The following is a 21,803-nucleotide window of genomic DNA, read 5'->3' as shown; positions in this document are numbered from 1 at the left end:
CCTCCTGCGCGGTCAAAAGGTCGGTCCCTCGCCGGGGCCCGGCGTGTTGCTCGGACCGCCGTGCGGCGGCAGGCCGGGGCCGGCCGCGTCCCCGCCCAGCGACGACGGCGGCGCACCCTCCGGACGCACCGGCACCGTGGTGCCCTCGACGCCGACGGGGGTCTGCTCCCCGCCGTCGTGGCGCGAGCGGCGCTCGGAGGGGGAGAGGACCGGCGGGATGTCCTGCGGGAGCCGGTCGTCCGAGGCCAGCCACACGCCGCGCTCGGGCCGCTTGCGCACGTCCGCGAAGATGGCGGCGATGGCCTCCTGGGTCAGCGTCTCCTTCTCCAGCAGCTCGTAGGCCAGCCGGTCCAGGACGTCCCGGTTCTCCGTGAGCACCCAGTGGGCCTCGGCGTGGGCCTGGTCCAGCAGGGTGCGGACCTCGGCGTCCACCAGGTACGCGAGCTCCTCGGAGTACTCACGGGAGGAGCCGCCGGCGGCGCCGCCCACGAAGGGCTCGGAGCTGCCGCCGCCGAGCTTGACCGCGCCCACCTTGGCGGACATGCCGTACTCGGTGACCATCTTGCGGGCCGTGTCCGTGGCCTTCTGGATGTCGTTCGCGGCGCCCGTGGACGGGTCCTTGAACACGATCTCCTCCGCCACGCGCCCGCCCATCGCGTACGCGAGCTGGTCCAGGAGCTCGTTGCGGGTGACGGAGTACTTGTCGTCCTCCGGGACCACCATCGTGTAGCCCAGGGCGCGGCCGCGGGGCAGGATCGTGATCTTGGTGACCGGGGCGGAGTTGCGCAGCCCGGCCGCCACGAGCGCGTGGCCGCCCTCGTGGTAGGCGGTGACCTTGCGCTCGTGCTCGTTCATCAGGCGGGTGCGCTTCTGCGGGCCGGCCATCACGCGGTCCACGGCCTCGTCCAGGGCGTGGTTGTCGATCACGTTGTTGTTCGAGCGCGCCGTGAGCAGCGCGGCCTCGTTGATCACGTTGGCCAGGTCCGCACCCGTGTAGCCGGGGGTGCGCTTGGCCAGGGAGCGCAGGTCCACGTCCAGGGCGATCGGCTTGCCCTGCGCGTGCACCTCGAGGATCTTGGCGCGGCCCTCGAGGTCCGGGGCGTCCACGGGGATCTGGCGGTCGAAGCGGCCCGGGCGCAGCAGCGCCGGGTCCAGGACGTCCGGGCGGTTGGTCGCGGCGATCATGATGACGTTCGTGGAGGCGTCGAAGCCGTCCATCTCCACGAGCATCTGGTTCAGGGTCTGCTCGCGCTCGTCGTTGCCGCCGCCGATGCCTGCGCCGCGGTGCCGGCCGACGGCGTCGATCTCGTCCACGAAGATGATGGCGGGGGCGTTGGACTTGGCCTGCTCGAAGAGGTCGCGCACGCGCGAGGCGCCGACGCCCACGAACATCTCCACGAAGTCCGAGCCGGAGATCGAGTAGAACGGCACGCCGGCCTCACCGGCCACGGCCTTGGCCAGGAGGGTCTTGCCCGTGCCGGGCGGGCCGTAGAGCAGCACGCCCTTGGGGATCTTGGCGCCCACCGCGCGGAAGCGGTCCGGCACGGTGAGGAACTCCTTGATCTCCTGGAGCTCCTCCACGGCCTCGTCCGCGCCCGCGACGTCCTTGAACAGCACGTCCGGGTTGTCCTTGTTGATCAGCTTGGCGCGGGACTTGCCGAACTGCATGACCTTGCCGCCGCCGCCCTGCATGCGGGACATCAGGAACCAGAACAGCAGTGCGATGAGCAGGAACGGGACCATGAAGCCGAGCAGCGAGAGGAACCAGTTGCTCCGCACCGGCTCGTCCGTGTAGCCGTCCAGGGCCGAGTCGTCCACCGCGGTGACCACGTCCGTGGCGCGCGCGCTGGCGAAGTAGAAGTAGACCTCCTTGCCGAGGTCCCGGTCGTCCTGCTTGTAGGGCTCACGCAGGGTGAGGTCCACGCGCTGGTCCCCGTCCACCACGCGGGCCTGCGCGGCCTTGTCGTCCTTCAGCAGGGCCATGCCCACGTTGGTGTCCACCATGGTGCGGCCGCTCTGCGACGTGGTCAGCGGGATCGCGACGGCGAGGACCAGCAGGCCCAGCAGGATCCAGACGTAGGGCTTGTTGAACAGCTTCTTCACGGTCCGAGTGTCTCCTGGTCTGCCGCGGGGGCCGGGCTGCCCGGGGCGGCCGCCGTGCGGCCGGGGACGGCGCAGGGCCGACGTCGCGCCCGGGTCAAGCCCCCACGGTACCGGCCCGGCCCGGGTGTCCGCTGACTGTTCGCGTCAGGTGGACAGGGCGCGGGCGGTCGGCCGGCGCCGACGTCGGCCAGCGCCGTCTTGACGCCCACCGGGAATGCGAGAGGTCGGAATGGCGCGTGGATGGCGCCTCGGAGCGACCGCTCGCGTGACAGGTCGCCGGCGCTGCGGTCGCGCCCCTGTGTCCCCTCCTGCACAGGCCCCCGCGCACCCGAAATCCTCCCCGGGCCGGCGGCGGCCCAGCACATCGCCCGCCCCACCGCGCCAGGCTGGCACCATGCGTCGCCCCGCCCCGCTTCCCGCGGCCTTGCCTGACGGTCCCTTCACCGCCGCGCAGGCGAGGGCCGCCGGCATCGACCGCAACCGGCTGCGTCGCTCCGACATCGAACGCCTCGCCCGGGGCCTCTACCGCCGGCGTGAGGCCACCCCGGCCGCCGTCGAACGCCCCGTGGCCGGCTCCTCCCCCTACCGGTGGAGCACCCCGCTCTCGGCCACCCAACACGAGCTCCTGCTGCGACTCGCCCGGCACCGCGCCACCACGGTGGTGTCGCACCAGACCGCGGCCCGCGCCCGGGAGATCTGGCTGCCGGAGCGACTGGACGCGGGGGACGACGTCCACGTGAGCCGCCCGCGAGACCGTGGCCAGCTCTCCCTCCCCGGCGTCACCTCCCACCGAACAGCGCTCCCGCCCGCGGACGTGGAGCGCGTGCGGATCGGCGGCCTGGCCTGGTACGTCACCGCCCCGCCCCGTCTCTGGGTCGACCTCTCGGCCCTGCTCGACGACGACGAGCTCGTCATCCTCGGCGACCATCTCGTCCGCCGGGCGCAGCTGTCCGGCGGCCCGGACGCCGCCGAGCGGACCCGGGCGGCCCTGGCCCAGGCGGCCGAAGCGAGCCCGTCCGCGCACAACCGACGACGACGGCTCCGCACCACCGCCACACTGGTCCGGGTGGGGGCGCACTCGCCGAAGGAGACGCGGCTGCGGCTCGCGCTGAGGGCCGCCGGGCTCCCCGAGCCCGCACTGCAGCTCGAGGTCTGGGACCCGGAGTTCTCCCTGCACCACCCCGCGACGGCGGACCTGGGCTATCGGCAGGCGAGAGTGGCCCTGCACTACGACGGCGGCCACCACGGCGCGGATCGCCAGATCGACCGCGACGTGCAGCGCAACGCGGCCTTCGAGCGACGGGGCTACCGGAACATCACCGTGTCCTCCTCCGACGCTCGCCGCGGATTCACGCGCGTGATCGTGGAGGTGCGCCGTCACCTCGGGGACGCCGGCGACCTGTCACGCAAGGAGTCGGAATGGGGCGTGAATGGCACCTCAGAGCGACCGCTCACGTGACAGGTCGCTGCTGCGGCGGCCACGCCGGGCCGGGCCCCCGGTCAGCTGTACACGTGCGGGGCGAGGGTGCCCACGAAGTCCAGGTTGCGGTACTTCTCCGCGTAGTCCAGGCCGTAGCCCACCACGAACTCGTTGGGGATGTCCCGCCCGACGTACTTCACGTCGATGTCCACCTTCATGGCCTCCGGCTTGCGCAGCAGGGTGCAGATCTCGACCGAGGCCGGGCCGCGGGACTCCAGGTTGGCCTTGAGCCAGGACAGGGTCAGGCCGGAGTCGATGATGTCCTCGACGATCAGGACGTGCCGGCCCGTGAGGTCCGCGTCGAGGTCCTTGAGGATGCGCACCACGCCGGAGGACTTGGTGCCGGAGCCGTAGGAGGAGACCGCCATGAAGTCCAGCTCCACGTGGGAGTGCAGGGCGCGGGTGAGGTCGGCGACCACCATCACGGCGCCCTTGAGCACGGCGACGATGAGCAGGTCCTTGTCCGCGTAGTCGCGGTCGATCTGGCGGGCCAGGTCCGTGATCGTGTCCTGCACGTCCTCGCGGGACATGAGGACGTGGGTGAGGTCGTTCTGGACATCCTGTGCGTCCATGCGCCGCTCCTGGTGAGTGCTCGTGCGGGAATGCCGGGCCGGGCCGCAGTCAGGGACCGGGCAGGCAGGGGATGAGGTCCAGTCTGGCACACGCCCGATGCGCGGCCACCCCGCCGGGCAGCTCCACCGGACCGGCCGACGTGCCCCCCGCGCGGGCGCCCGTCACGAGGGCGTCCACCGCGAGGATCCGTTCGCGGGGCGGGGCCTGCCCTCCCGCGGCGCGGGCGGCGCGCGCGATCACGCGGTGGCGCACGGCGGCGGGCAGCGCGGCCAGGGCGTCCAGATCCAGGGAGACGACGCGCGGGTCCCGGGCGGGCGGGTCGACGCGCAGCCGGGTGACCTCGGCGCCGGCCCATGCCTCGAGGGCCGCGGCGTCCTCGGCCGCGATGGCCGCGGTGCGCACCAGCCCGGCCCGCACGCCGGGGCCGAGGCCGGCGTCGGGGTCCTCGAGCGCGGGCAGCACGCGGGTGCGGACCCGCGAACGCAGCAGCGCGGGATCGCGGTTGTGCGGGTCCTCGAACCAGGTCAGCCCGGCCCAGCGGCAGATCGTCTCGGTGTCCGCGCGGGTCAGGCCCAGCAGGGGGCGGACGACGGCGGCCCCGCCCGGCAGCGTCCCGCGCGCCGGGATCCCCGCGAGGGACCGCGTGCCGGAGCCGCGTGCGAGCCCGAGGAGGACCTGTTCGGCCTGATCGTCGGCGGTGTGGGCGGTGAGGACGACGGCGGCGCCCCCCTGCCCCGCGTCCCGGGCGGCGGCGGCGAGGGCCTCCCGGCGGGCACGCCGGGCGTCGGCCTCGGGGCCGTCGCCGGTGCGGGCCACCTCGACCCGCGTGACGGTGACCGGGGTCAGACCGAGGATGCGGGCGACGTCGGCGGCGGCCGCCGCCACGGTGTCGCTGCCCGACTGCAGCCCGTGGTCCACCACGGCCGCGCCGATCGGGCCGAGCCGCGCACCCTCCCGGGTGCCCACGAGGACGGCGCAGGCCACGGCGAGCGCGAGGGAGTCGGCGCCACCGGAGAGGGCGACGAGGCCGCGGGGACGACTCCCCGCCCGGCCCGGCACGGCATCCGCGCGACGGGTCCCGTCGCCCGCCAGGGCCTCCCGCACCGCCGCGACGGCCCGGTGCAGGGGCTCGGGCCAGCGGGTGCGCGGCGGCCACGCGCCGACCGCGGGCACGCCGCCGACCCCGCCCACCGGCGTCGGCCCCGGGTCCCGCGCCTCAGGCCTGGGCACGGATGCGCGCCACCCACGTCTCGGGGGCGTGGAGCTCGGCCTCGCTCGGCAGCAGCTCGGGGGCGTCCCAGACCACGTTGAACCCGGCCATGCCGAGCTCGGCCACGGCGGCGGCCACGAACCTCTGACCGTCGCGATACTGGGCCATCTTGGCGTCCATGCCCAGCAGACGGCGGAGCATGCGGTCCAGGGGCGAGCGGCGGTCGCCGCGCTCGTCGAAGCGGCGGCGGATGGTCTTGACGGAGGACACGACGGAGGAGTCGACGCCGTCCATCACCACGTTCGCGTGCCCCTCGAGCAGGGACATCACGGCCGTCAGCCGGGACAGGCGCTCCCGGTCCTCCTCGTCCTGGATCGCACCGAGCAGGCCCGGCGCGGGGCGGGCCGGGGCCACGTCCTGCGCGTCGTGTCCGTCCCGCGCCCCAGTCCGGCCGGCGTCGGCCTCCCGACCCAGCGGGTTCGCCGCCGCGAGCGCGGTGCGCAGGCGCTCGGGCAGGGACTCGGCCTTGTCGAACAGGCCGACGGTGAGCGCCGTGATCTCGGCCCGCAGGTGCTCGCGCAGCCAGGGCGCGGCCGCGAACTGCACGCGGTGGGTCTGCTCATGCAGGCACACCCAGAGGCGGAAGTCCGCCGGGTCCACGTTGATCTCCGCGCGCACCTGCGCGACGTTCGGGGCCACGAGCAGCAGGCGTCCGCCGGCGGGGCCGCCCGCCGTCCCCCCGGGGCCGGGCAGCGCGATGAACGGGTCGTACTGGCCGAGGATCCTCCCGGACATCCAGGCGAGGATCCCGCCCATCTCCAGGGCGGTGGCGTGCCGGGTGACGCGGGTGGTGGCGGCGGCGTGCTCGCGGGGCCGGGTGTCCCGCAGATGCGCGAACGTGGGGTCCAGCAGGGTGGCGAAGGACTGGGTGGCGGCGCGCGACCAGGTGGGGCGGTCCACCACGAGCACCTGCGAGTCGCGCAGGTCCCGTGCCGCCTCGAGCCCGGTCAGGCGGTGGACGTGCGGCACGGCGGCCTCCGCGGCGGCGCGCAGGCCCTCCGCCTCGCGCGTCGCCTCCCGCGGCGTGAACCGGGGCCCGGCGGCGGCGAGGGACCGTGCGGTCCGTGCTGCGAAGGCCCAGTCCACCGGGTGGGCGACGGCGGGGCCCGGCTCGGCGGTGGCGCCCGGCTCGGCGTCCGCGGCGGTGCGGGGGCGGTCGGTCGCGTGGTCGTCGCTCATGGGCTCCATCAGATCACAGGCCCCGAACCTCGGATCAGAGCCCGGCGACGGCGCTGACGGCCTCGTCGACCGCCGCGCGCGCGGGCTCCAGCTTCCACTGCAGATCCGAGCAGATGATGCTGAACGCGAGGACCCGCCCGGACGTCGTGGTGACGGTGCCGGTGAGGGAGACCGTCTGGTCGAGCGTGCCGGTCTTCGCGGCCACGGCCTGCCGCGCGGGGGCATCCGGGAACCGGTCGCCCAGGGTGGAGTCCTCGCCGGGCCGCGGCAGGCCCTCCAGCACGGTGCCCAGGGCGGGTGTGCGGGCCACCCCGGCCACGACGCCGGCCAGCTGGCCCGCGCTGACGCGGTTGTCCGGGGACAGGCCCGAGGAGTCCACGAGCGCCATCCCGGCGGTGTCCACGCCGAGGTCCTCGGCGGTGGCCGTCAGCAGCCGCGTGGCGCCCTCGTGGGTGGCCGGCAGGTCCGTGGCGGGCGCGGCCGTGTGGGCCAGGGCCTCGACCACCTGGTTCTCCGAGTGGGCCAGCAGGTACGCGACCTGCTCCCCCACGGACGCGGACTCCACCGCCGCGACGGGGGCGGCGGCGAGGACCGTGGCGCGCGGCACCTCGGTGGCCGGGAACGTGTCCCGCAGGCCCACCTCGAGGTCGGCGCCGGAGGCGGCCACCGCGTCGTCGAGCGCGGCCTGGAAGGTGAGCGCGGCGAACTGCGCCGGGGCCTCGATGCGGTCCTCCCCGGTGCCGGGGGCCTCACGGCCGCCGTAGGTGGCCAACGGCTGCACCGGCGCGATGTTGCCGCTCTCCGGGATGTCCGACGTCCAGCGCGGGTTCAGGGCCGTCCGGTCCGTGAAGAGCCGCAGGTCCGTGCTGACCACCACCCGCCCGGTGACGCCGTCCTCGACCAGCCCGGCCACGGTCCGCTCCGCGAGGGTGCGCAGGCCCGCGCGGCCGGAGACGTGCGTCGAGTCCGAGGCGCCCGTGCCCAGCAGCACGTCGCCGCCGCCCACGAGCACCAGCTCGGTGGCCGCGCCGTCCGCGGTGGGCTGGGCCACCACGGTGGTCTGCAGGGTCGTCTCAGGACCCAGGGCGGAGACGATGGCCGCGGCGGCGAGCACCTTGAGCGAGGACGCGGGGGCCACGGGCTCGTCCGCGTCCCGCGCGTAGAGCACCTCGCCGGTGGCGAGGTCGCGGAACTCGGCGGAGACCGTGCCCGGGGACGTCGCCAGCCCCGGCTCGACGGCGGCCGCCACCTCGGCCGCGGTGGGGCCGGCGGACGGGGACGTCGACGTCGGCGCGGCGGTCGTCGACGCGGCGGGCGCGCTCGACGGGGCCGGCGGCGCGGTCACGGGCCCGCAGGCGACCAGGACGGCCGCGAGCGCGGCCAGGAGGACGGCGGGGAGCGAGCGGCTCCGGCGGTGTTCCGTGCGTCGATCCCGACGCCCAGCGCGCCCCGTGTCCACCTGTCCCATGCGTCCATCATGACGGACGCCCCCGGTAGGCTGACGGCAGCACCGCCGGGCGGCGCCGCGCCGCCCGGACACCCCACCCTCTGTGCGAAGGAGAGTCATGGCGCACGACGTCACCATCGAGATCCCCGCGGGCTCCCGCGTGAAGTACGAGTTCGACCACGAGACCGGCCGCCTGCGCCTGGACCGCGTGCTCTTCACCTCCATGCAGTACCCCACGCACTACGGCTACTTCGAGAACACCCTCGGCGAGGACGGCGACCCGCTGGACGCCCTCGTGTACCTGCCGGGCTTCGACCTGGTGCCGGGCTGCGTCGTCGAGGCCCGCCCGATCGGCGTGTTCAACATGACCGACGACGGCGGCGGCGACGCCAAGCTGCTGTGCGTCCCGGCGGACAAGCGCTACGACCACATCACCGAGCTCGAGCACGTGGAGGAGTCCCTCAAGCAGGAGATCGAGCACTTCTTCACCCGCTACAAGGACCTGGAGCCGGGCAAGTGGGTCAAGGCCGAGGGCTGGGAGGGCCGCGCGGCCGCCGAGGCCGAGCTCGAGGCGTCCATCCAGCGCTTCGACGCCCAGGGCGAGGAGTCCCCGACCGACGAGCCCCAGGGCCGCGCGGTGGACACCGAGGAGGCGCAGCCGGCCACCGAGGAGGGCGAGGCGACGGACGAGCCCCAGGGCCGCTGATCCCCGCACCGCCCACGCGCGCGACGCCGGCCGCTCACCCCTCGGGGTGGGCGGCCGGCGTCGTCTGCGGGCTGGCAGAATCGACCACCATGTTCGTGCTCACCATCAACCAGCGGGACACCCTCGACGCCGGCGACCGCGTGGACACGTTCCTGCGCGCCCTCCAGGACGTGCCGGGGCTGGACGACGCCGTCGTGCTCCCGTTCCAGCGCGCCGTGGGCGACGAGCTGATCGGCGCCGTCGAGGACCCGCGCGTCGCCGTGGACGTGGCGCTGCGCGCCCTGCGGCAGCGCCGCTGGAACGTGGGGGTCGGCGTCGGGACGGTGACGCACGCGGACGGTGCGGCGGGCGCGCCCGCCTCCGGGGACCTGCACGACGCCGGCGGGCCCGGTCTCGCGGCGGCGCGGCGGGCCGTGGAGGCGGCGACCGTGTCCACCGCGCGGATCCCGTTGGCCGTGCGCGGCCGCGACGAGGAGGCGGCCGCCGAGGCCGAGGCCGTGCTGCGACTCGTCGGGCAGCTCGTGTGGTCCCGGACCGACGCCGAGTGGGCGGTGCTGGACCTGCTAGTGCCCGGCGTGCGCGGCCAGCAGAAGCCGGCGGCCGCCGCGCTCGGGATCACGGCGCAGGCCGTCTCGCAGGCGGTGCAGCGCTCCTACTGGAACGAGGAGCACGCCTGCCGCCCCGCCGCCGCGCGGCTGCTCACGCTGGCGGGGGGCTGACCCGGCGGCCCGGGCCGGTCGCGCCGCTCAGGCCGCGGCCGGCTCCTCGAGGAGCGAGCGCAGCACCGTGGCGAGCCCGTGCTCGTCCACGTGCCCGGTGACCTCGTCCGCGGCGGCCACGACCTCCTCCACGGCCTGGCCCATGGCCACGCCGCGGCCGGCCCAGCGCAGCATCTCGATGTCGTTGCGGCCGTCGCCCACGGCCACGGTGTCCTCGGGGGCCACCTTCAGCACGGTGCGCAGCGCCTCGAGCCCGGAGGCCTTGGTCACGCCCGCCGCGGCGACGTCGAGCCACGCCGTCCAGCCCACGGAGTAGGTCACGCCGGACAGGCCGATGCCCTCCACCGCGCGACCGAACTCCTCGGCGGAGGAGTCCGTGGAGAACACCACGAGGCGCACGGCCGTGGTGTCCATGAGCTCCTCGAACGTGACGCCCTCCGCGGCCACGCCGAAGGACATGTCCTGGAACCGCTCGGTGGAGCGGAAGGTGCCGTCCGGCAGCTCGAGCGCGTACTTGGCGCTGGGCAGGCGGTGGCGCAGCTGGGTCAGGACCGAGCGCGGGTCGAAGGTGCGCAGGTCCGTGACCTCGTAGCCCTCCTCCAGCTCGGGGTCCAGGCGCAGCGTGACGCCGCCGTTGGAGCACACCATGAAGCCGGCGCCGATCCCCAGGGAGCGGGCCACGGGCAGGGTGGCCGCGCGGGAGCGGCCCGTCGCGATGACCACGTGGTGCCCGGCGTCCAGCACGGCCCGCACGGCCGCGCGCACGGGCTCATGCAGATGGCCGTCATGGTCCACGATCGTTCCGTCCACGTCCAGGCACACGAGCTTCTTCGTCATGACCTCCACCCAACCACACGGCCTGGACACGACGGCGACGCGCGGGTGAACCGCAGGGGCGCCGCAGGGGCGCCGCGGGGCGGGCGGGCGAGGCGACCGGCGCCGCGGGGGACGACGTCGTCCGTTCAGACCAGCTCGAAGCGCTCCATCCCGCCGAGGTAGGGACGCAGCGCGGCGGGCACGGTGACCGAGCCGTCCGCGTTCTGGTGGTTCTCCAGGATCGCCACGATCCAGCGGGTGGTGGCCAGGGTGCCGTTGAGCGTGGCCACCATGCGGGTGCCGCCCTTGGAACCGTCCTCCGTGCGGACCCGCTCGCGGATGTTGAGACGGCGGGCCTGGAACGTGGTGCAGTTCGAGGTGGACGTCAGCTCGCGATAGGTGCCCTGCGTGGGGACCCAGGCCTCGCAGTCGAACTTGCGGGCGGCGGAGAGGCCGAGGTCGCCGGCGGCGATGTCGATCACGCGGTACGGCACCTCGATGGCGCCCAGCATCCGCTCCTCCCACGCCAGCAGGCGCTCGTGCTCCGCCTCCGCGTCCTCCTGTGCGGCGTAGATGAACATCTCCAGCTTGTTGAACTGGTGCACGCGGATGATGCCGCGGGTGTCCTTGCCCGCCGAGCCCGCCTCACGCCGGTAGCACGTGGACCAGCCCGCGTACCGGACGGGGGCGCTCACGTCCATGATCTCGTCCGCGTGGTAGCCGGCCAGGGCCACCTCGGAGGTGCCCACGAGATACAGGTCGTCGCGCTCCAGACGGTAGATCTCGTCGTCGTGCTCGACGTCGAAGCCGGTGCCCTGCATGGTCTCCGGGCGCACCAGGGTGGGCGGGATGACCGGCACGAAGCCGTTCTCCAGGGCCAGGTCCAGGCCCAGCTGCATCAGGGCGAGCTCGAGACGCGCGCCCACGCCCTTGAGGAAGCTGAACCGGGCGCCGGACACCTTCGCGCCGCGCTCCATGTCGATCGCCCCGAGCAGCTCGCCGAGCTCGAGGTGGTCGCGCGGCTCGAAGCCCTCGGCGGCGAAGTCGCGCGGGGTGCCGACCTCCTTGAGGACCACGAAGTCGTCCTCGCCGCCGGCCGGGACGCCGTCGACGATCAGGTTCGGGAAGGCACGCTGCAGCTCCGCGAGGCGGGCCTCGGCCGCGCCGGCGGCCGACTCGGCCTCCTTCACGCGCGCGGCCAGGTCCTTCACCTCGGCCAGCAGGGCCTTCTTCTCCTCGCCCTTCGCCTGGGCGACGCGCTTGCCGAAGGCCTTCTGCTCCGCGCGCAGCTGCTCGAAGCCCGCGATGGACGAGCGGCGGGACGCGTCCGCCTCGACCACGCGGTCCACGAGGGACGCGTCCTCCCCGCGCGCCTCCTGGGAGACGCGGTACTTCTCGGGCTGCTCGATGAGGTCCTTGACGTCGATCACGTGCGCCAGCCTAGCGGGCGGGGCCGACGCCTAGACTCGGGGCATGACTCCCGAGTGGTGGATGGCGCTGGCCGCCCTGGTGCTCCTGGCCGTGCTGGCCGTCGTCGTGGTGGTGCTGGCGGTGCGCCAGGTCCGCCTCGGCGTGCAGCACCAACGGACGCGTCTCCTGGTGGACGCCCTCGACGCGCGGGTGGGCGGCGTGCAGCGCCGGCTGGAGGAGGTGCCCGGCATCGGCACGGGCCGCCACGAGGTCGCGCTGGTACTGAACCCCATCAAGACGCACGCGGACCGGGTGCGGCGCGAGCTCGAGCGGCTCGCGGAGGCGGAGGGCCTCGGCGAGGTGCTCGTGCTCGAGACGCAGGAGGACGACCCCGGCACCGCCATGGCGCGGCAGGCCCTCGACGCCGGCGCCCGGCTCGTGATCGCCGCGGGCGGCGACGGCACGGTCCGCACCGTGGCCGAGCAGCTGGCCGGCACCGACGTCGCCCTCGGCGTGGTGCCGCTGGGCACCGGGAACCTGCTGGCCCGCAACCTGGACCTGCCGATCAACGACGTCGAGCAGTGCCTGCGGATCGCCGTGGGGGGCCGGCAGCGACGCATCGACACCGTGGACGTCCGCTTCACGCACGAGGACGGGCGCGTCACCCGGCAGACCTTCACCGTGATCGGTGGCGCCGGCTACGACGCGGACATCATGGGCGACACCAAGGATGAGCTGAAGGATCTGGCCGGCTGGCTGGCCTACAGCGAGGCCGGCATACGGCACCTGCGCGGCAAGCGGCACGAGGTGACCGTGGCCCTCGACGGCGGTCAGCCCCGCCGGTTCAAGGTGCGCACCGTGATGGTGGCCAACTGCGGGATGCTCACGGGCGGCGTCGAGCTGCTGCCCCAGGCCAAGCTCGACGACGGCCTCCTCGACGTCATGGTCCTCTCGCCCCGGCACGCGCTCGACTGGGCGCGGATCGCCGTGAAGACCGTGACCCGGTCCCGCAGCTCCATCCCCGTGATGCACACGGAGCAGGCGCAGCGCGTGAAGGTGGAGTTCGCCGAGCCGATGCCCTCCCAGCTCGACGGCGACGCCACCGGGGTCATCACCGCCCTCGACGCCCGCGTGCAGCCGGACTCGCTCGTCGTGATGCTCGTGGCCGAGGACGACGCCTCCGTGCGCGACGACGGCGTCTCCGCCGCCGCCCCCGTCCCGGAGCCGGCCCCGCACATCTGACCCCCCGTCCCCGCTTTCGTTCGGGAAACGGCGGCTTCCCCACCGTTTTCGTTCGGGAAACGGCGGCTTCCCCAGCACTTTCGTTCGGGAAACGGGCGCCGGGGCGACGCGCGGACGGGAAGCACGACGACGGCCCGTCGTCGTGGTGATCGTCCCGTTTCGGCAACGAAAGTCTCTCGGGGCCGCCGTTTCCCGAACGAAGGTGACCCTGGGGCCGCCGTTTCCCGAACGAAAGTGACCCTGGGCCGGCCGTTTCCCGAACGAAAGTGCTGCACCGCCTCAGCGGGAGCGGAGGGACTCCACCCAGGCGCGGCCGGAGCGATACGCGGCGTCGGTGAACTCGGCCGGCACCCTCGTGGGCACGGGCTCGGCCTGCGCGTACGAGCCCAGGAACCGCAGGTCGGGGTACTCCCGGTACAGGGCCGCGAGCGCATCCCCCACGCGGGCCTCCGCCAGGTGCCCCTCGAGGTCGAGGGAGAAGAAGTACCGCCCGATGCCCTCGCCGGTCGGCCGGGACTCGATGCGGGAGAGGTTCACCCCGCGCGTGGTGAACTCGGCCAGGATCTGCCCGAGGGCGCCGGGCCGGTCCTCCGGCAGCGGCACCACCAGCGTGGTCTTGTCCGCTCCCGTGGGCGCGGGCAGGGCCGTCGGCCGGGAGAGCAGCACAAAGCGCGTCACGGCGCCCGGCACGTCCTCGATCCGCTCGGCGAGCACCGGCAGCCCGGTCTGCTCGGCCACGAGCGGGGCGCACACGGCGGCGTCGAAGTCGCCCTGGGCCACGAGGCCGGCACCGGCCGCCGTCGACGGGGCGGGCGTGAACTCCACGCCCGGCAGCGCCGTCTCGGCCCAGCCGCGCACCTGCGCCCAGGCGTGGGGGTGCGTGGTCACGCGCCGCACGTCCTCGATCGCGACGCCGGGCCGGCCCACGAGCACGAAGCTGATGGGCACGTGCACCTCCGCGAGGATCTGCAGCGTCTCCCCGAGGGCGATCTCGTCCACGGTGGCGGAGACGCCGCCCTCCACCGAGTTCTCGATGGGCACGACGGCGCGGTCCACCTCCCCCCTGCGCAGCGCCGCCACGGCGCTCAGCACGGAGCCCGCAGACACGAACTCGGCCTCGGCCGGGTCCACCACCTTGCGCAGGGCGGCCTCGGTGAAGGTGCCGGCCGGGCCGAGGAAGGCATAGCGCAGGCGCGACGGCGTCGCGTCAGCGGAGTCCGTCCCCGTCACTTGACGGTGGGCTCGGCGTCGCCGTCGGCCTCCATCGGCTTGCCGGCCTCGAGCCACGCGCCGGAGCCGCCGGCCACGTTGATGGCCGAGTAGCCGCGGCCGGTCATGAACTCGGCGGCGCGGGCGGAGCGGCCGCCGGTGCGGCAGATCAGGTAGTAGTCCGTGTCCGGGTCCAGCTCCTCGAGCCGGTCCGGCAGCTGGCCCAGCGGGATGTGCTGGGCGCCGGCGGCGCGGCCCAGGGCCCACTCGTCGTCCTCGCGGACGTCCAGGATGGCCGCATCGGCGGGGATCTCGTTCACATCGACGGTCTCGAAGGCGCTCATGGCTTCAGCGTAGCCACCCGCCCGGGCATCCCAGGAAGGCCCCGCCGTCCATGACCCGGGCCACGCCCGTTAGGCTCGGCCGCATGCAGACCTCCGACGCCGCACCCGCCGCCGACGACGACCGCACCCCCTCCGCCCCCGGCCCGGCCCGGCTCCTGGACCGCTCGGCCGTGCGCCTGCGGGAGGACCTCGCCGCCGGGGAGCTGAGCGCCCGGGAGGTCACGGAGGCGGCCCTCGCCGCGGCCCAGGCCCACGCGGACCTCGGCGCGTTCGCCCTCCTCGACGCCGAGGGCGCCCGGACCCGTGCGGCCGAGCTGGACGCGGCCCACCCGCGCGTCGCACCCCGGGCCGTGCCCGGTCCGCACACCTCCCCCGCCCCGGACGACGACGGCGCCCCCGCCTCCCTGCACGGTCTTCCGCTGGCGTACAAGGACCTGATCGACGTGCGCGGGATGCCCACGCGATTCGGCTCCGCCCTGCTGGCCGACGCGCCGCCGTCCGCGCAGGACGACCCGCTCGCGCTCCGCCTGCGCGGGGCCGGCACCGTCACCCTCGGCAAGACGACCGTGCCCGAGTTCGGCCTGGACTCCTACTCGGAGAACCTCGTGACGGCGCCGGCCCGCAACCCCCTGGACCCCACCCGCACCGCGGGCGGCTCCTCGGGCGGGGCCGCGGCCGCCGTCGCCGCGGGGATCCTCCCGTTCGCCCCGGGCTCGGACGGGGGCGGGTCCATCCGCATCCCCGCCGCGGCGTGCGGGCTCGTGGGCCTCAAGCCCGGTCGCGGGGAGCTGCCGATGGACGAGCACGCGGACACGGTCCGCAACCTCACGGTGTCGGGCCCGCTGGCCCACACGGTCGAGGACGCCGCCCTGCTCTACGACGTGCTGCTCTCCCCCGAGGGTCTGCCCGGCCGGGTGCTGCCGGACCTGCGCCGCACCGTGGAGACCGCCCGGGCCGGGGGCGCCGTCGACGCCCGCCGGATCGGCGTCACCACGGCCTCGCCCTTCGCCTCCAACCTCGAGATCTCCCTGGCCCGGCCCGCCGTCACCGCCCTGACGAAGGCCGCCGCCGCCCTGGACGCGGGCGGCCACGCGGTCGAGGACCTCTCCCCCTACTACGGCGAGGACTACCACCGGGACTTCCGCACGGTGTGGACGGCCGGGCTGCTCCGGGCGCCGCTGCCGGAGGACGCCGAGGCGCGCGTGGGCGCGGTGGCCGCGCACTTCCTGCGCACGGCCCGGGCCGCAGGGCGCGCCGAGCTCGACGACGCCGCCCACCGGCTCGAGGAGTGGGCGCGCGGGGTGCGGGCGCAGTTCGCCGCCGTCGACGTGGTGATGACCCCGGTGCTGGCCACCGCGCCCCCGCCGGTCGGCCACTTCCTGGCGATGGAGCCCGAGGCCAACTACGAGGCGCAGTGCGCGTTCACGCCCTACACCTCGATGGTCAACGTGCTCGGCCTGCCCGCGGTCGCGGTGCCCGTGCTCCGGGACGAGCGGGGCCTGAACTGGTCCGTCCAGCTCATCGGCCGGCCCGGCACGTCCGCGCCCCTGCTCGCCCTGGCCGCGCACCTCGAGCTGCTGCTGGCCGGCTGAGCCGGCCGGTCAGGTCGAGGTGTAGTCGCCCAGGGAGATCCCGGCGATCACCAGGATCACGAGGAACACGACGGCGAGCAGCAGCAGGGCGAGGGACACGTAGTTCATCACGAGGCCGGCGATCGCCATGCCGCGGCCGTGGGGCTCGCGCTTGAGGCCGATGTGGCCGAGGACCACGCCCACGATCGGCGGGAGGAGGAACGTGAACCCGCCCACCACGGAGATGATGCCGAGGATCATGGAGGCCACCGAGCGGCCGACGCCGTCGGTCTGGCCGGGCTGCAGCGGGGCTCCGAAGCCGTGGCCGGGCGTGCCCTGCCCGTAGCCGTAGGCGGGGACGGTGTTCGCGTCCTGGCCGTAGCCGTACGGCTGCCCGTAGGCGGGGCGGGTCTGCCCCTCCTGCTCGGCGTACGAGGGGGCCCGGTCCCAGGCGGCGCGGTCGGCGTCGCCGGCCGGGGCGTCGGGCCAGCCGGCGGCGGAGGAGCCGGTGCCGGAGGAGCCCGCACCGGCCTCGGACCCGTACCAGCTCGGCCGGGTGGCCTCACGGCGCGGGTCGTGGGAGGCGTGGGGGTCGGTCATGACGGTCCTTCCGGTTCGGGGCGTCGCGGTCCGGTGCCGAGTCTAGGTGTAGGAGGGCATGACGTTGTTGACTCGGGCCGGTGCCAACGAGGCCGGAGGAGCGTCTCCGCAGGAGGTATGAGGCCGATGGTAGTTGTAGTGGTTCACCCACACCGCCAGGGCCTCACGCCGAGCTTGCTCTGAGGAGTACGGGCGGGCGTAGAGGACCTCATCGACCATCAGCCGGTTGTACCGCTCGACCTTCCCGTTATGGCGCGGGGTGTAGGGGCGGATCCGGTGATGCCGGCCCCCGAGCGAGACCACCTTCGCGGTGAAGTCCGCAGCCCGATAGTTGTTCCCGTTGTCCGTGATCACCCGGTCCACGGTGATGCCGTGGGCGGCGAAGAACGCCCGCGCCCGGCAGTAGAAGCTCACGGTCGTGGCCGCCCGCTCGTCCTCCAACGCCTCGGTGTAGGCCAGGCGGGTGTACCCGTCGATCGCCGAGTGCAGGTAGGTGTAGCCGACCCGCCGGCCAGGCCCGCGCTTGGAAGCACGGCCTGCTTCACTTTCACGTCCGTGGGTGCGCCAGCCGCCCCCGTCTGGGATCTTCCCGATCTTCTTCACATCCAGGTGCACCATGTGCCCCGGCCCTCTCGCGGTGATCTTCTGGGGTCGTTGGCGCAGGTCTTCTCCGGCCGGGGTCAGGTCCCGTAGGCGGGAGATCCCGAGTCGGTGCAGCCACCGTCCCACGGTACGAAGACACACCCGGTGGCCCTCGGAGACGAGGTGGTGATGGATGCGCCGTGCGGACCACTTGCGCTCCCGCCGCAGGGCGTGGATCTGGGCGACCAAGACCGGATCGAGCTGGGCAGGTGAACGGTGCGGCCGGCTGGGCAGGTCCTGAAGGCCGGCTTCTCCCTGGGCGCGGTAGCGGGCGACCCAAGTGGCCACCGTGGGCCGGCTCACCCGGAACTCGGCGGCCACGTGCGCCTGCGGGATCCCGTCGTGCAGGTGGCGGTGGACCATCCTGAGACGGCCGGTCGGGGTCAGGGGTGCGTTAGCGTGAGTCATGAGTGGGTCTTCTCGGGCAGGTCGGTGGTGTAGGAACTTCCATCCTGCGGGAGAGGCCCACTCGTCTCATCTCAGCCCGGTACCCATGTCAAGAACCTCATGACCCACAACATCTAGGCGGTGCCCCCGGACCCGGCCCGGACCCGCACCCCCTGTTCCACGGCCGGCCTCACCCGGGCCGGCCCACGGCCTTGAGGTGCCCGGAGAACCCGCCGGGGGTCCGCCCCTCCAGGCGGGACGAGGTGAGCACGCGGGTGGTGTCGGTGGCGATCACGCGCACCCGGCGGCCGTCACCGCCGTCGCGCTCCCCCGCCAGGGCCCGCACCGCCGCGGCCAGGCCGACGTCCTCGTGCTCGGCCACCGGCGGGAACCCGCCCACGGCCTCGTACAGCGACCACGGCAGCCCCAGGTTCGCCCCGTGCACGTGCGCGTGCCCCTCCTCGTGCCGGTAGCCGCGGAGCCAGGCCTGCCGCAGCGGCCCCTGGCGCACGTCCACCGTGCCCAGCACGAGCGCCTCGTCGCGGCCGGCGGCCACGGTCTGCGCCAGCAGCCAGTCGGCGGGGACGCGGCTGTCCGCGTCGGTGGAGGCGAGCCAGAGGCGCTCGGCGGGCACGTCGGGGAACAGCGCGCGGGCCCGGCGCGCACCCTCCGCGCGGGCCCGCCCGACGCCGGCCTGCCCGGCGGTCGGCTCCCCCAGTTCGAGGACGTGGATGCGCGGGTCGGCGGCGCGGGCCTCGAGGGCGGCGGCCACCGTGGCGTCGTCGCAGCGGTCCGCGGCGACCACGACCGCGGCCGTGCCCTGCGCGTGGTGCTCCTCCCAGCGGTCCAGGGCGGCGGTGAGGGCCGCGAGCGCGGCCGGCAGCCGCTCCTGCTCGTCCTTGGCGGGCACCACGACGACGGCGTGGGTCGCGGCGGCGGCCCGCACGTGGAGGCTGAGCCGGAAGTCGTCCTCCACGAGCTCGGTGCGCAGCCGCCAGCGCGGGTCGGCGGCGACGCGCGCGTGCACGGCGTCCCCGTCCAGCGGCCAGCCCTCGATGGGGTGGCGCCAGTGGCACAGCAGCAGCTCGCCGCCGGGGGCGAGCGCGGCGTCGGCGTCGTCGATCAGCGCGTCGAGCTCCTCGGGCTGCAGGAAGTAGCCAATCTCGGAGGCGATCACGAGGTCCGCGCCGGCGACGTCGGCCGGCCAGTCCGCGGGCAGCACGGCTCGGCGCACCTCGGCGTGCGGCGCGCCGGCCAGCCGGGCGGCGGCGCGCTCGACGGCGGTGGAGGACGCCTCGAGGCCGACCACGCGGTCCGCGCGCGCGGCCACGTCCGCGGTGAGCACGCCGATGGACGCGCCCGCCTCGACCACGGTCCCGTAGCGGGGCCGGGGCAGGGCGGCGAGGGTGAGCGCCCGCTTGCGGGCCTCGTAGGACGAGCTGAGGTAGCGCCACGGGTCCTCCTGGGCCCGGTAGAGCCGATCGAAGACGGCGGCGGCCCGGTGGGCGTCGGCGTCGTCGGGGCCGGAGACGCGGTGGGCCTCGAACGGGCGCTCGTGGTGGGCGAGCACGGCGGGGCCCAGGATCGCCTCGTCGCCGGGCGCGGCGGAGAGGGGCCGGACCTGGGAGGCGTGCGCGTCGAGGGCGGCACGGCGGGCGGCACGGTCGTCGTCGGTGAGCGGCAGCCGTCGGTAGCGGCGGGCGGGCAGGTCGGCCGGGTCGGCCCAGTGCCAGAACCAGATGGGGAAGGCGTAGAGCGGCAGGTCGCACTCGCCCGCGACCGCGCCGACGGCCCGGCCCACGGCCTCGTGGTCCGCGTGGCCGTCGCCCGGGTCGTGGGAGGCGAGCACGGCGGGGCCGGGGTGGGCGTCGAGGGCCGCGGCGACGGCGTCGCGCACGGCGTCCTCGTGCTCGGCCACGCCGGAGTCGGGCAGGGCCAGGGACGCCCACGTCAGCCGGTCCCGCGCCGGAGAGCCGGGGCCTGCGGAGGCGGGCAGGCCGGCGGCGAGGGCGTCGAGGGCGTGCTCCATCTCGTCCCGGCGCAGCCGGACCAGGTCCTCGGGCGTGTGCGTGGGCGAGTGCGGGTGGGAGGCCTCGCCGGCGGTGGCGACCAGCACGTGCACGCGTGCCCCGTCGCGCAGGGCGGAGCGGATCAGGCCGGTGGCGGCGAGGGTCTCGTCGTCCGGGTGCGCCACGGCCACGAGCAGCAGCGTCTGCGCGTCCCAGACGGGCAGGCGCAGCTCCGGCAGCTCACCGACGCCGCCCTCGGCCCAGGCCGCCTCGGACGTGCCGTCGTCGGTGTGGGAGAAGCTCACCACGTCCAGCCGCCGTCGGTCTCGCCGGTCAGGAGCGCGGCGCCCAGCCGGGCGTCGTCGCGGTGTCCATGGTGCTGGCGCAGGTAGACCTGCAGGTCGGCCACGGCGCGGGCGTGCGCGGCGCTGCCGGTGAGCGGGCCGGGGCCGGTGGCCTGCCCGACGACGTCCATCACCTCGGTGCACAGCTGCGCCACGGTGCCGCGGATCCGGTCGGCCTCGACCATGCCGCGGCCGTGGTCCAGGCGGCCGGCGTCCACGTCGTCGGCGGCACGGGCGAGCAGGGCGGCCATCGCATGGAGCAGCCGGTCGACGCGGCCGAGCGCGGCCTGGCCGATCTGGTCCGGGCCCGGTCCGCGGCCCTCGGCCTCGGCGGCCGCGCGGGCGGCGGTGGCGTTCCGCAGGGTGCGGGCGATGCCGACGGCGCCGCCGAACCACACCGCCGCCACGCCGATGCCGCCCCACGCGAAGCCGGGCCGGCGCAGGTACCACTCGGCGCCGCCGACGGCGTTGCCGGGGACGGCGTCGAAGGCCAGGCCCACCGTGCGGATCGGGGCGAGGCCGAGCGCGGGCCAGGCCGAGTCGGTCTCGGCCACGCCGGGGTGGGACAGGTCCACGAGCACGGCACGGCGGGTGCCGTCCGCCTCCCGGCCGGTGACGACGGCGGCCGCGCACCGGTCTGCGAGCGAGCACCACGGCTTCTCGCCGTCGAGCAGCCAGGCGGTGTCGGGGCCGTCCGGGACGGGGCGCAGGGCGGGGGTGCGGCCGCCGGACTCGGAGGCGTAGACGCCGAGCAACCCGGCCGGGGCGGGGACGCCGGCCTGGGACAGGATTGAGAGCGCGTCCAGATGGGGCTCGAGCACGCGGGCGGCCGAGAGGTCCTGCGCGGCGACGGAGGCGAGCAGCTCCCACTGCTCCCGGGTGCGCCCCGCGCCGGTCAGCGGCAGGTCGAGCGGGGCGGCGTCGTCGTCGGACGCGGCGCCGGACGCCGCACGGAGCAGCTCGACCATCGCGTCGACGTCGCCGCCGCAGGCCGCGGCGGCCGCGAGGAGGGCCTGCTCGGCCGGGCGGTCCACGGCTCCACCCGGGACGAGACGGACGGGCTCGGGCTGGGCCATGGGTGGGGACCTCCTCGTCGACGGCGCCCGGGCCGGTGCGCCCCGGGGTCGAGGATTCACCGTAGTCAGCACGGGGACGGCGGGGAATGGCCGGTGCGCCGGGGGCGAAGCGGCCCGCTCTTTCTTGACATGTTCCAGAGAACCGGATGGGATCGACTGGCATGGAGACCACGACGCGGGACGAGGACGAGCGCACGCTGCTGCGCGGCGTCGGCCTGCGCGTGACCCGGCCCCGCCTCGCGGTGCTGACCGCCCTCGCCGACCACCCCCACGCGGACGCGTCCACCGTGCTGGCCGCCGTGCGTCGGGCCCTGCCCGGCACCTCGCACCAGGCCGTCTACGACTGCCTCCACGCGCTCACCGAGGCCGGGCTCGTGCGCTCCCTGCAGCCCGCCGGCTCCCCGGCCCGCTACGAGATCTGCACGGGCGACAACCACCACCACCTCGTGTGCCGCGGCTGCGGCACGGTCGTGGACGTGCCGTGCCGCACCGGCTCCGCCCCGTGCCTCGACGCCCCCGAGGACCACGGCTTCGCGGTCGACGAGGCCGAGGTCTACTACTGGGGGCTGTGCGCCGGCTGCCGAGGGTGACCGCCGGCGTCGTCCCGCTGGGCCGCGCGTCTTCCCCCGTCCGCCCGCCCGTGCCAAGGTGTGGCACATGACCGAGAACACCGCCG

The 21,803-nt window shown here is 75.2% G+C and carries 19 protein-coding genes; 6 read left to right on the top strand and 13 right to left on the bottom strand.

Features of this window, described 5'->3' with window-relative positions; genetic code table 11:
* Positions 1-12 precede the first annotated feature (12 nt).
* Complete coding sequence (ftsH, locus tag CITRIK5_RS10615; RefSeq protein WP_095353932.1) at positions 13-2,103, bottom strand: ATP-dependent zinc metalloprotease FtsH; 2,091 nt, start codon at positions 2,101-2,103, stop codon at positions 13-15.
* 394 nt (positions 2,104-2,497) lie between these two features.
* Between ftsH and CITRIK5_RS10610 the strand changes: the two genes are divergently transcribed.
* Entirely contained in the window at positions 2,498-3,562 is a 1,065-nt protein-coding gene (locus CITRIK5_RS10610) for a type IV toxin-antitoxin system AbiEi family antitoxin domain-containing protein (RefSeq protein WP_123244270.1), read from the top strand.
* Positions 3,563-3,603: 41 nt separating this feature from the next.
* Here CITRIK5_RS10610 and hpt read toward each other — a convergent pair whose 3' ends face one another.
* Genes hpt through CITRIK5_RS10590 form a run of 4 tightly spaced genes read right to left on the bottom strand, consistent with a single transcriptional unit; the run spans position 3,604 to position 7,950 of the window.
* Positions 3,604-4,155: a hypoxanthine phosphoribosyltransferase gene (hpt, locus tag CITRIK5_RS10605; protein WP_002858265.1), complete on the bottom strand. Its 552-nt coding sequence runs from the start codon at positions 4,153-4,155 to the stop codon at positions 3,604-3,606.
* 49 nt (positions 4,156-4,204) lie between these two features.
* Positions 4,205-5,386, bottom strand: a complete 1,182-nt coding sequence (gene tilS / locus CITRIK5_RS10600; RefSeq protein WP_123244269.1) for a tRNA lysidine(34) synthetase TilS — start codon at positions 5,384-5,386, stop codon at positions 4,205-4,207.
* A complete protein-coding gene (locus CITRIK5_RS10595; RefSeq protein ID WP_123244268.1) occupies positions 5,373-6,605 on the bottom strand; it encodes a zinc-dependent metalloprotease in 1,233 nt (410 codons plus the stop codon). Before CITRIK5_RS10595 ends, tilS begins: the two co-directional genes overlap by 14 nt.
* A gap of 34 nt (positions 6,606-6,639) precedes the next feature.
* Positions 6,640-7,950, bottom strand: coding sequence for a D-alanyl-D-alanine carboxypeptidase/D-alanyl-D-alanine-endopeptidase (locus tag CITRIK5_RS10590; protein ID WP_233569944.1), 1,311 nt, complete (start codon positions 7,948-7,950; stop codon positions 6,640-6,642).
* Between the two features lie 220 nt (positions 7,951-8,170).
* Here CITRIK5_RS10590 and CITRIK5_RS10585 point away from each other — a divergent pair, with 220 nt between their 5' ends.
* Together CITRIK5_RS10585 and CITRIK5_RS10580 are read left to right on the top strand one after the other, a co-directional pair.
* A complete protein-coding gene (locus tag CITRIK5_RS10585) occupies positions 8,171-8,758 on the top strand; it encodes an inorganic diphosphatase (RefSeq protein ID WP_123244266.1) in 588 nt (195 codons plus the stop codon).
* Between the two features lie 89 nt (positions 8,759-8,847).
* Positions 8,848-9,477, top strand: a complete 630-nt coding sequence (locus tag CITRIK5_RS10580; RefSeq protein ID WP_123244265.1) for a hypothetical protein — start codon at positions 8,848-8,850, stop codon at positions 9,475-9,477.
* A 27-nt stretch (positions 9,478-9,504) separates the two neighbouring features.
* Here the strand turns inward: CITRIK5_RS10580 and CITRIK5_RS10575 are convergent, their stop codons facing one another.
* A complete protein-coding gene (locus tag CITRIK5_RS10575) occupies positions 9,505-10,314 on the bottom strand; it encodes an HAD family hydrolase (protein ID WP_044659867.1) in 810 nt (269 codons plus the stop codon).
* Between the two features lie 125 nt (positions 10,315-10,439).
* Entirely contained in the window at positions 10,440-11,723 is a 1,284-nt protein-coding gene (serS, locus tag CITRIK5_RS10570) for a serine--tRNA ligase (protein ID WP_123244264.1), read from the bottom strand.
* Positions 11,724-11,766: 43 nt separating this feature from the next.
* Here serS and CITRIK5_RS10565 point away from each other — a divergent pair, with 43 nt between their 5' ends.
* Positions 11,767-12,945 (top strand): diacylglycerol kinase family protein, encoded by a 1,179-nt coding sequence (locus tag CITRIK5_RS10565; protein ID WP_123244263.1) that lies wholly within the window; start codon positions 11,767-11,769, stop codon positions 12,943-12,945.
* A gap of 279 nt (positions 12,946-13,224) precedes the next feature.
* Here CITRIK5_RS10565 and pheA read toward each other — a convergent pair whose 3' ends face one another.
* Both pheA and CITRIK5_RS10555 read right to left on the bottom strand, forming a co-directional pair.
* Positions 13,225-14,175 (bottom strand): prephenate dehydratase, encoded by a 951-nt coding sequence (gene pheA, locus CITRIK5_RS10560; protein ID WP_095353943.1) that lies wholly within the window; start codon positions 14,173-14,175, stop codon positions 13,225-13,227.
* Entirely contained in the window at positions 14,172-14,498 is a 327-nt protein-coding gene (locus CITRIK5_RS10555; protein WP_010079684.1) for a rhodanese-like domain-containing protein, read from the bottom strand. The genes pheA and CITRIK5_RS10555 overlap by 4 nt, the downstream gene beginning before the upstream one ends.
* Positions 14,499-14,581: 83 nt before the next feature.
* On the opposite strand from CITRIK5_RS10555, the gene CITRIK5_RS10550 reads away from it, so the two are divergent.
* Positions 14,582-16,090 carry an amidase gene (locus CITRIK5_RS10550; RefSeq protein WP_061866746.1) on the top strand — a complete coding sequence of 503 codons (1,509 nt, stop codon included), beginning with the start codon at positions 14,582-14,584 and terminating at the stop codon, positions 16,088-16,090.
* 9 nt (positions 16,091-16,099) lie between these two features.
* On the opposite strand, the gene CITRIK5_RS10545 is transcribed toward CITRIK5_RS10550, so the two are convergent.
* From CITRIK5_RS10545 to CITRIK5_RS10530, 4 genes are all read right to left on the bottom strand, one after another.
* Positions 16,100-16,669 (bottom strand): DUF4190 domain-containing protein, encoded by a 570-nt coding sequence (locus tag CITRIK5_RS10545; protein ID WP_061866747.1) that lies wholly within the window; start codon positions 16,667-16,669, stop codon positions 16,100-16,102.
* Between the two features lie 42 nt (positions 16,670-16,711).
* Positions 16,712-17,719 (bottom strand): IS481 family transposase, encoded by a 1,008-nt coding sequence (locus tag CITRIK5_RS10540; protein WP_159833221.1) that lies wholly within the window; start codon positions 17,717-17,719, stop codon positions 16,712-16,714.
* 169 nt (positions 17,720-17,888) lie between these two features.
* Positions 17,889-20,012 carry a PIG-L family deacetylase gene (locus tag CITRIK5_RS10535; RefSeq protein ID WP_061867220.1) on the bottom strand — a complete coding sequence of 708 codons (2,124 nt, stop codon included), beginning with the start codon at positions 20,010-20,012 and terminating at the stop codon, positions 17,889-17,891.
* Positions 20,009-21,127 carry a hypothetical protein gene (locus tag CITRIK5_RS10530; protein WP_061867218.1) on the bottom strand — a complete coding sequence of 373 codons (1,119 nt, stop codon included), beginning with the start codon at positions 21,125-21,127 and terminating at the stop codon, positions 20,009-20,011. Before CITRIK5_RS10530 ends, CITRIK5_RS10535 begins: the two co-directional genes overlap by 4 nt.
* 161 nt (positions 21,128-21,288) lie before the next feature.
* Here CITRIK5_RS10530 and CITRIK5_RS10525 point away from each other — a divergent pair, with 161 nt between their 5' ends.
* Positions 21,289-21,717, top strand: a complete 429-nt coding sequence (locus CITRIK5_RS10525; RefSeq protein ID WP_061867217.1) for a Fur family transcriptional regulator — start codon at positions 21,289-21,291, stop codon at positions 21,715-21,717.
* Positions 21,718-21,803 lie beyond the last annotated feature (86 nt).

It is taken from the genome of Micrococcus sp. 116, assembly GCF_902506395.1.
Lineage (GTDB): Bacteria > Actinomycetota > Actinomycetes > Actinomycetales > Micrococcaceae > Micrococcus > Micrococcus luteus.
This window is presented reverse-complemented; position numbering and strand designations above follow the sequence as displayed.

What these genes read in the sequence shown, in the direction of transcription:
- CITRIK5_RS10610 (WP_123244270.1), top strand. Translation starts at nt 2,498, where the DNA reads ATGCGTCGCCCCGCCCCGCTTCCCGCGGCCTTGCCTGACGGTCCCTTC.
- hpt (WP_002858265.1), bottom strand. Translation starts at nt 4,155, where the DNA reads ATGGACGCACAGGATGTCCAGAACGACCTCACCCACGTCCTCATGTCC.
- CITRIK5_RS10595 (WP_123244268.1), bottom strand. Translation starts at nt 6,605, where the DNA reads ATGAGCGACGACCACGCGACCGACCGCCCCCGCACCGCCGCGGACGCC.
- CITRIK5_RS10585 (WP_123244266.1), top strand. Translation starts at nt 8,171, where the DNA reads ATGGCGCACGACGTCACCATCGAGATCCCCGCGGGCTCCCGCGTGAAG.
- CITRIK5_RS10580 (WP_123244265.1), top strand. Translation starts at nt 8,848, where the DNA reads ATGTTCGTGCTCACCATCAACCAGCGGGACACCCTCGACGCCGGCGAC.
- CITRIK5_RS10575 (WP_044659867.1), bottom strand. Translation starts at nt 10,314, where the DNA reads ATGACGAAGAAGCTCGTGTGCCTGGACGTGGACGGAACGATCGTGGAC.
- CITRIK5_RS10565 (WP_123244263.1), top strand. Translation starts at nt 11,767, where the DNA reads ATGACTCCCGAGTGGTGGATGGCGCTGGCCGCCCTGGTGCTCCTGGCC.
- CITRIK5_RS10555 (WP_010079684.1), bottom strand. Translation starts at nt 14,498, where the DNA reads ATGAGCGCCTTCGAGACCGTCGATGTGAACGAGATCCCCGCCGATGCG.
- CITRIK5_RS10550 (WP_061866746.1), top strand. Translation starts at nt 14,582, where the DNA reads ATGCAGACCTCCGACGCCGCACCCGCCGCCGACGACGACCGCACCCCC.
- CITRIK5_RS10545 (WP_061866747.1), bottom strand. Translation starts at nt 16,669, where the DNA reads ATGACCGACCCCCACGCCTCCCACGACCCGCGCCGTGAGGCCACCCGG.
- CITRIK5_RS10540 (WP_159833221.1), bottom strand. Translation starts at nt 17,719, where the DNA reads ATGACTCACGCTAACGCACCCCTGACCCCGACCGGCCGTCTCAGGATG.
- CITRIK5_RS10530 (WP_061867218.1), bottom strand. Translation starts at nt 21,127, where the DNA reads ATGGCCCAGCCCGAGCCCGTCCGTCTCGTCCCGGGTGGAGCCGTGGAC.
- CITRIK5_RS10525 (WP_061867217.1), top strand. Translation starts at nt 21,289, where the DNA reads ATGGAGACCACGACGCGGGACGAGGACGAGCGCACGCTGCTGCGCGGC.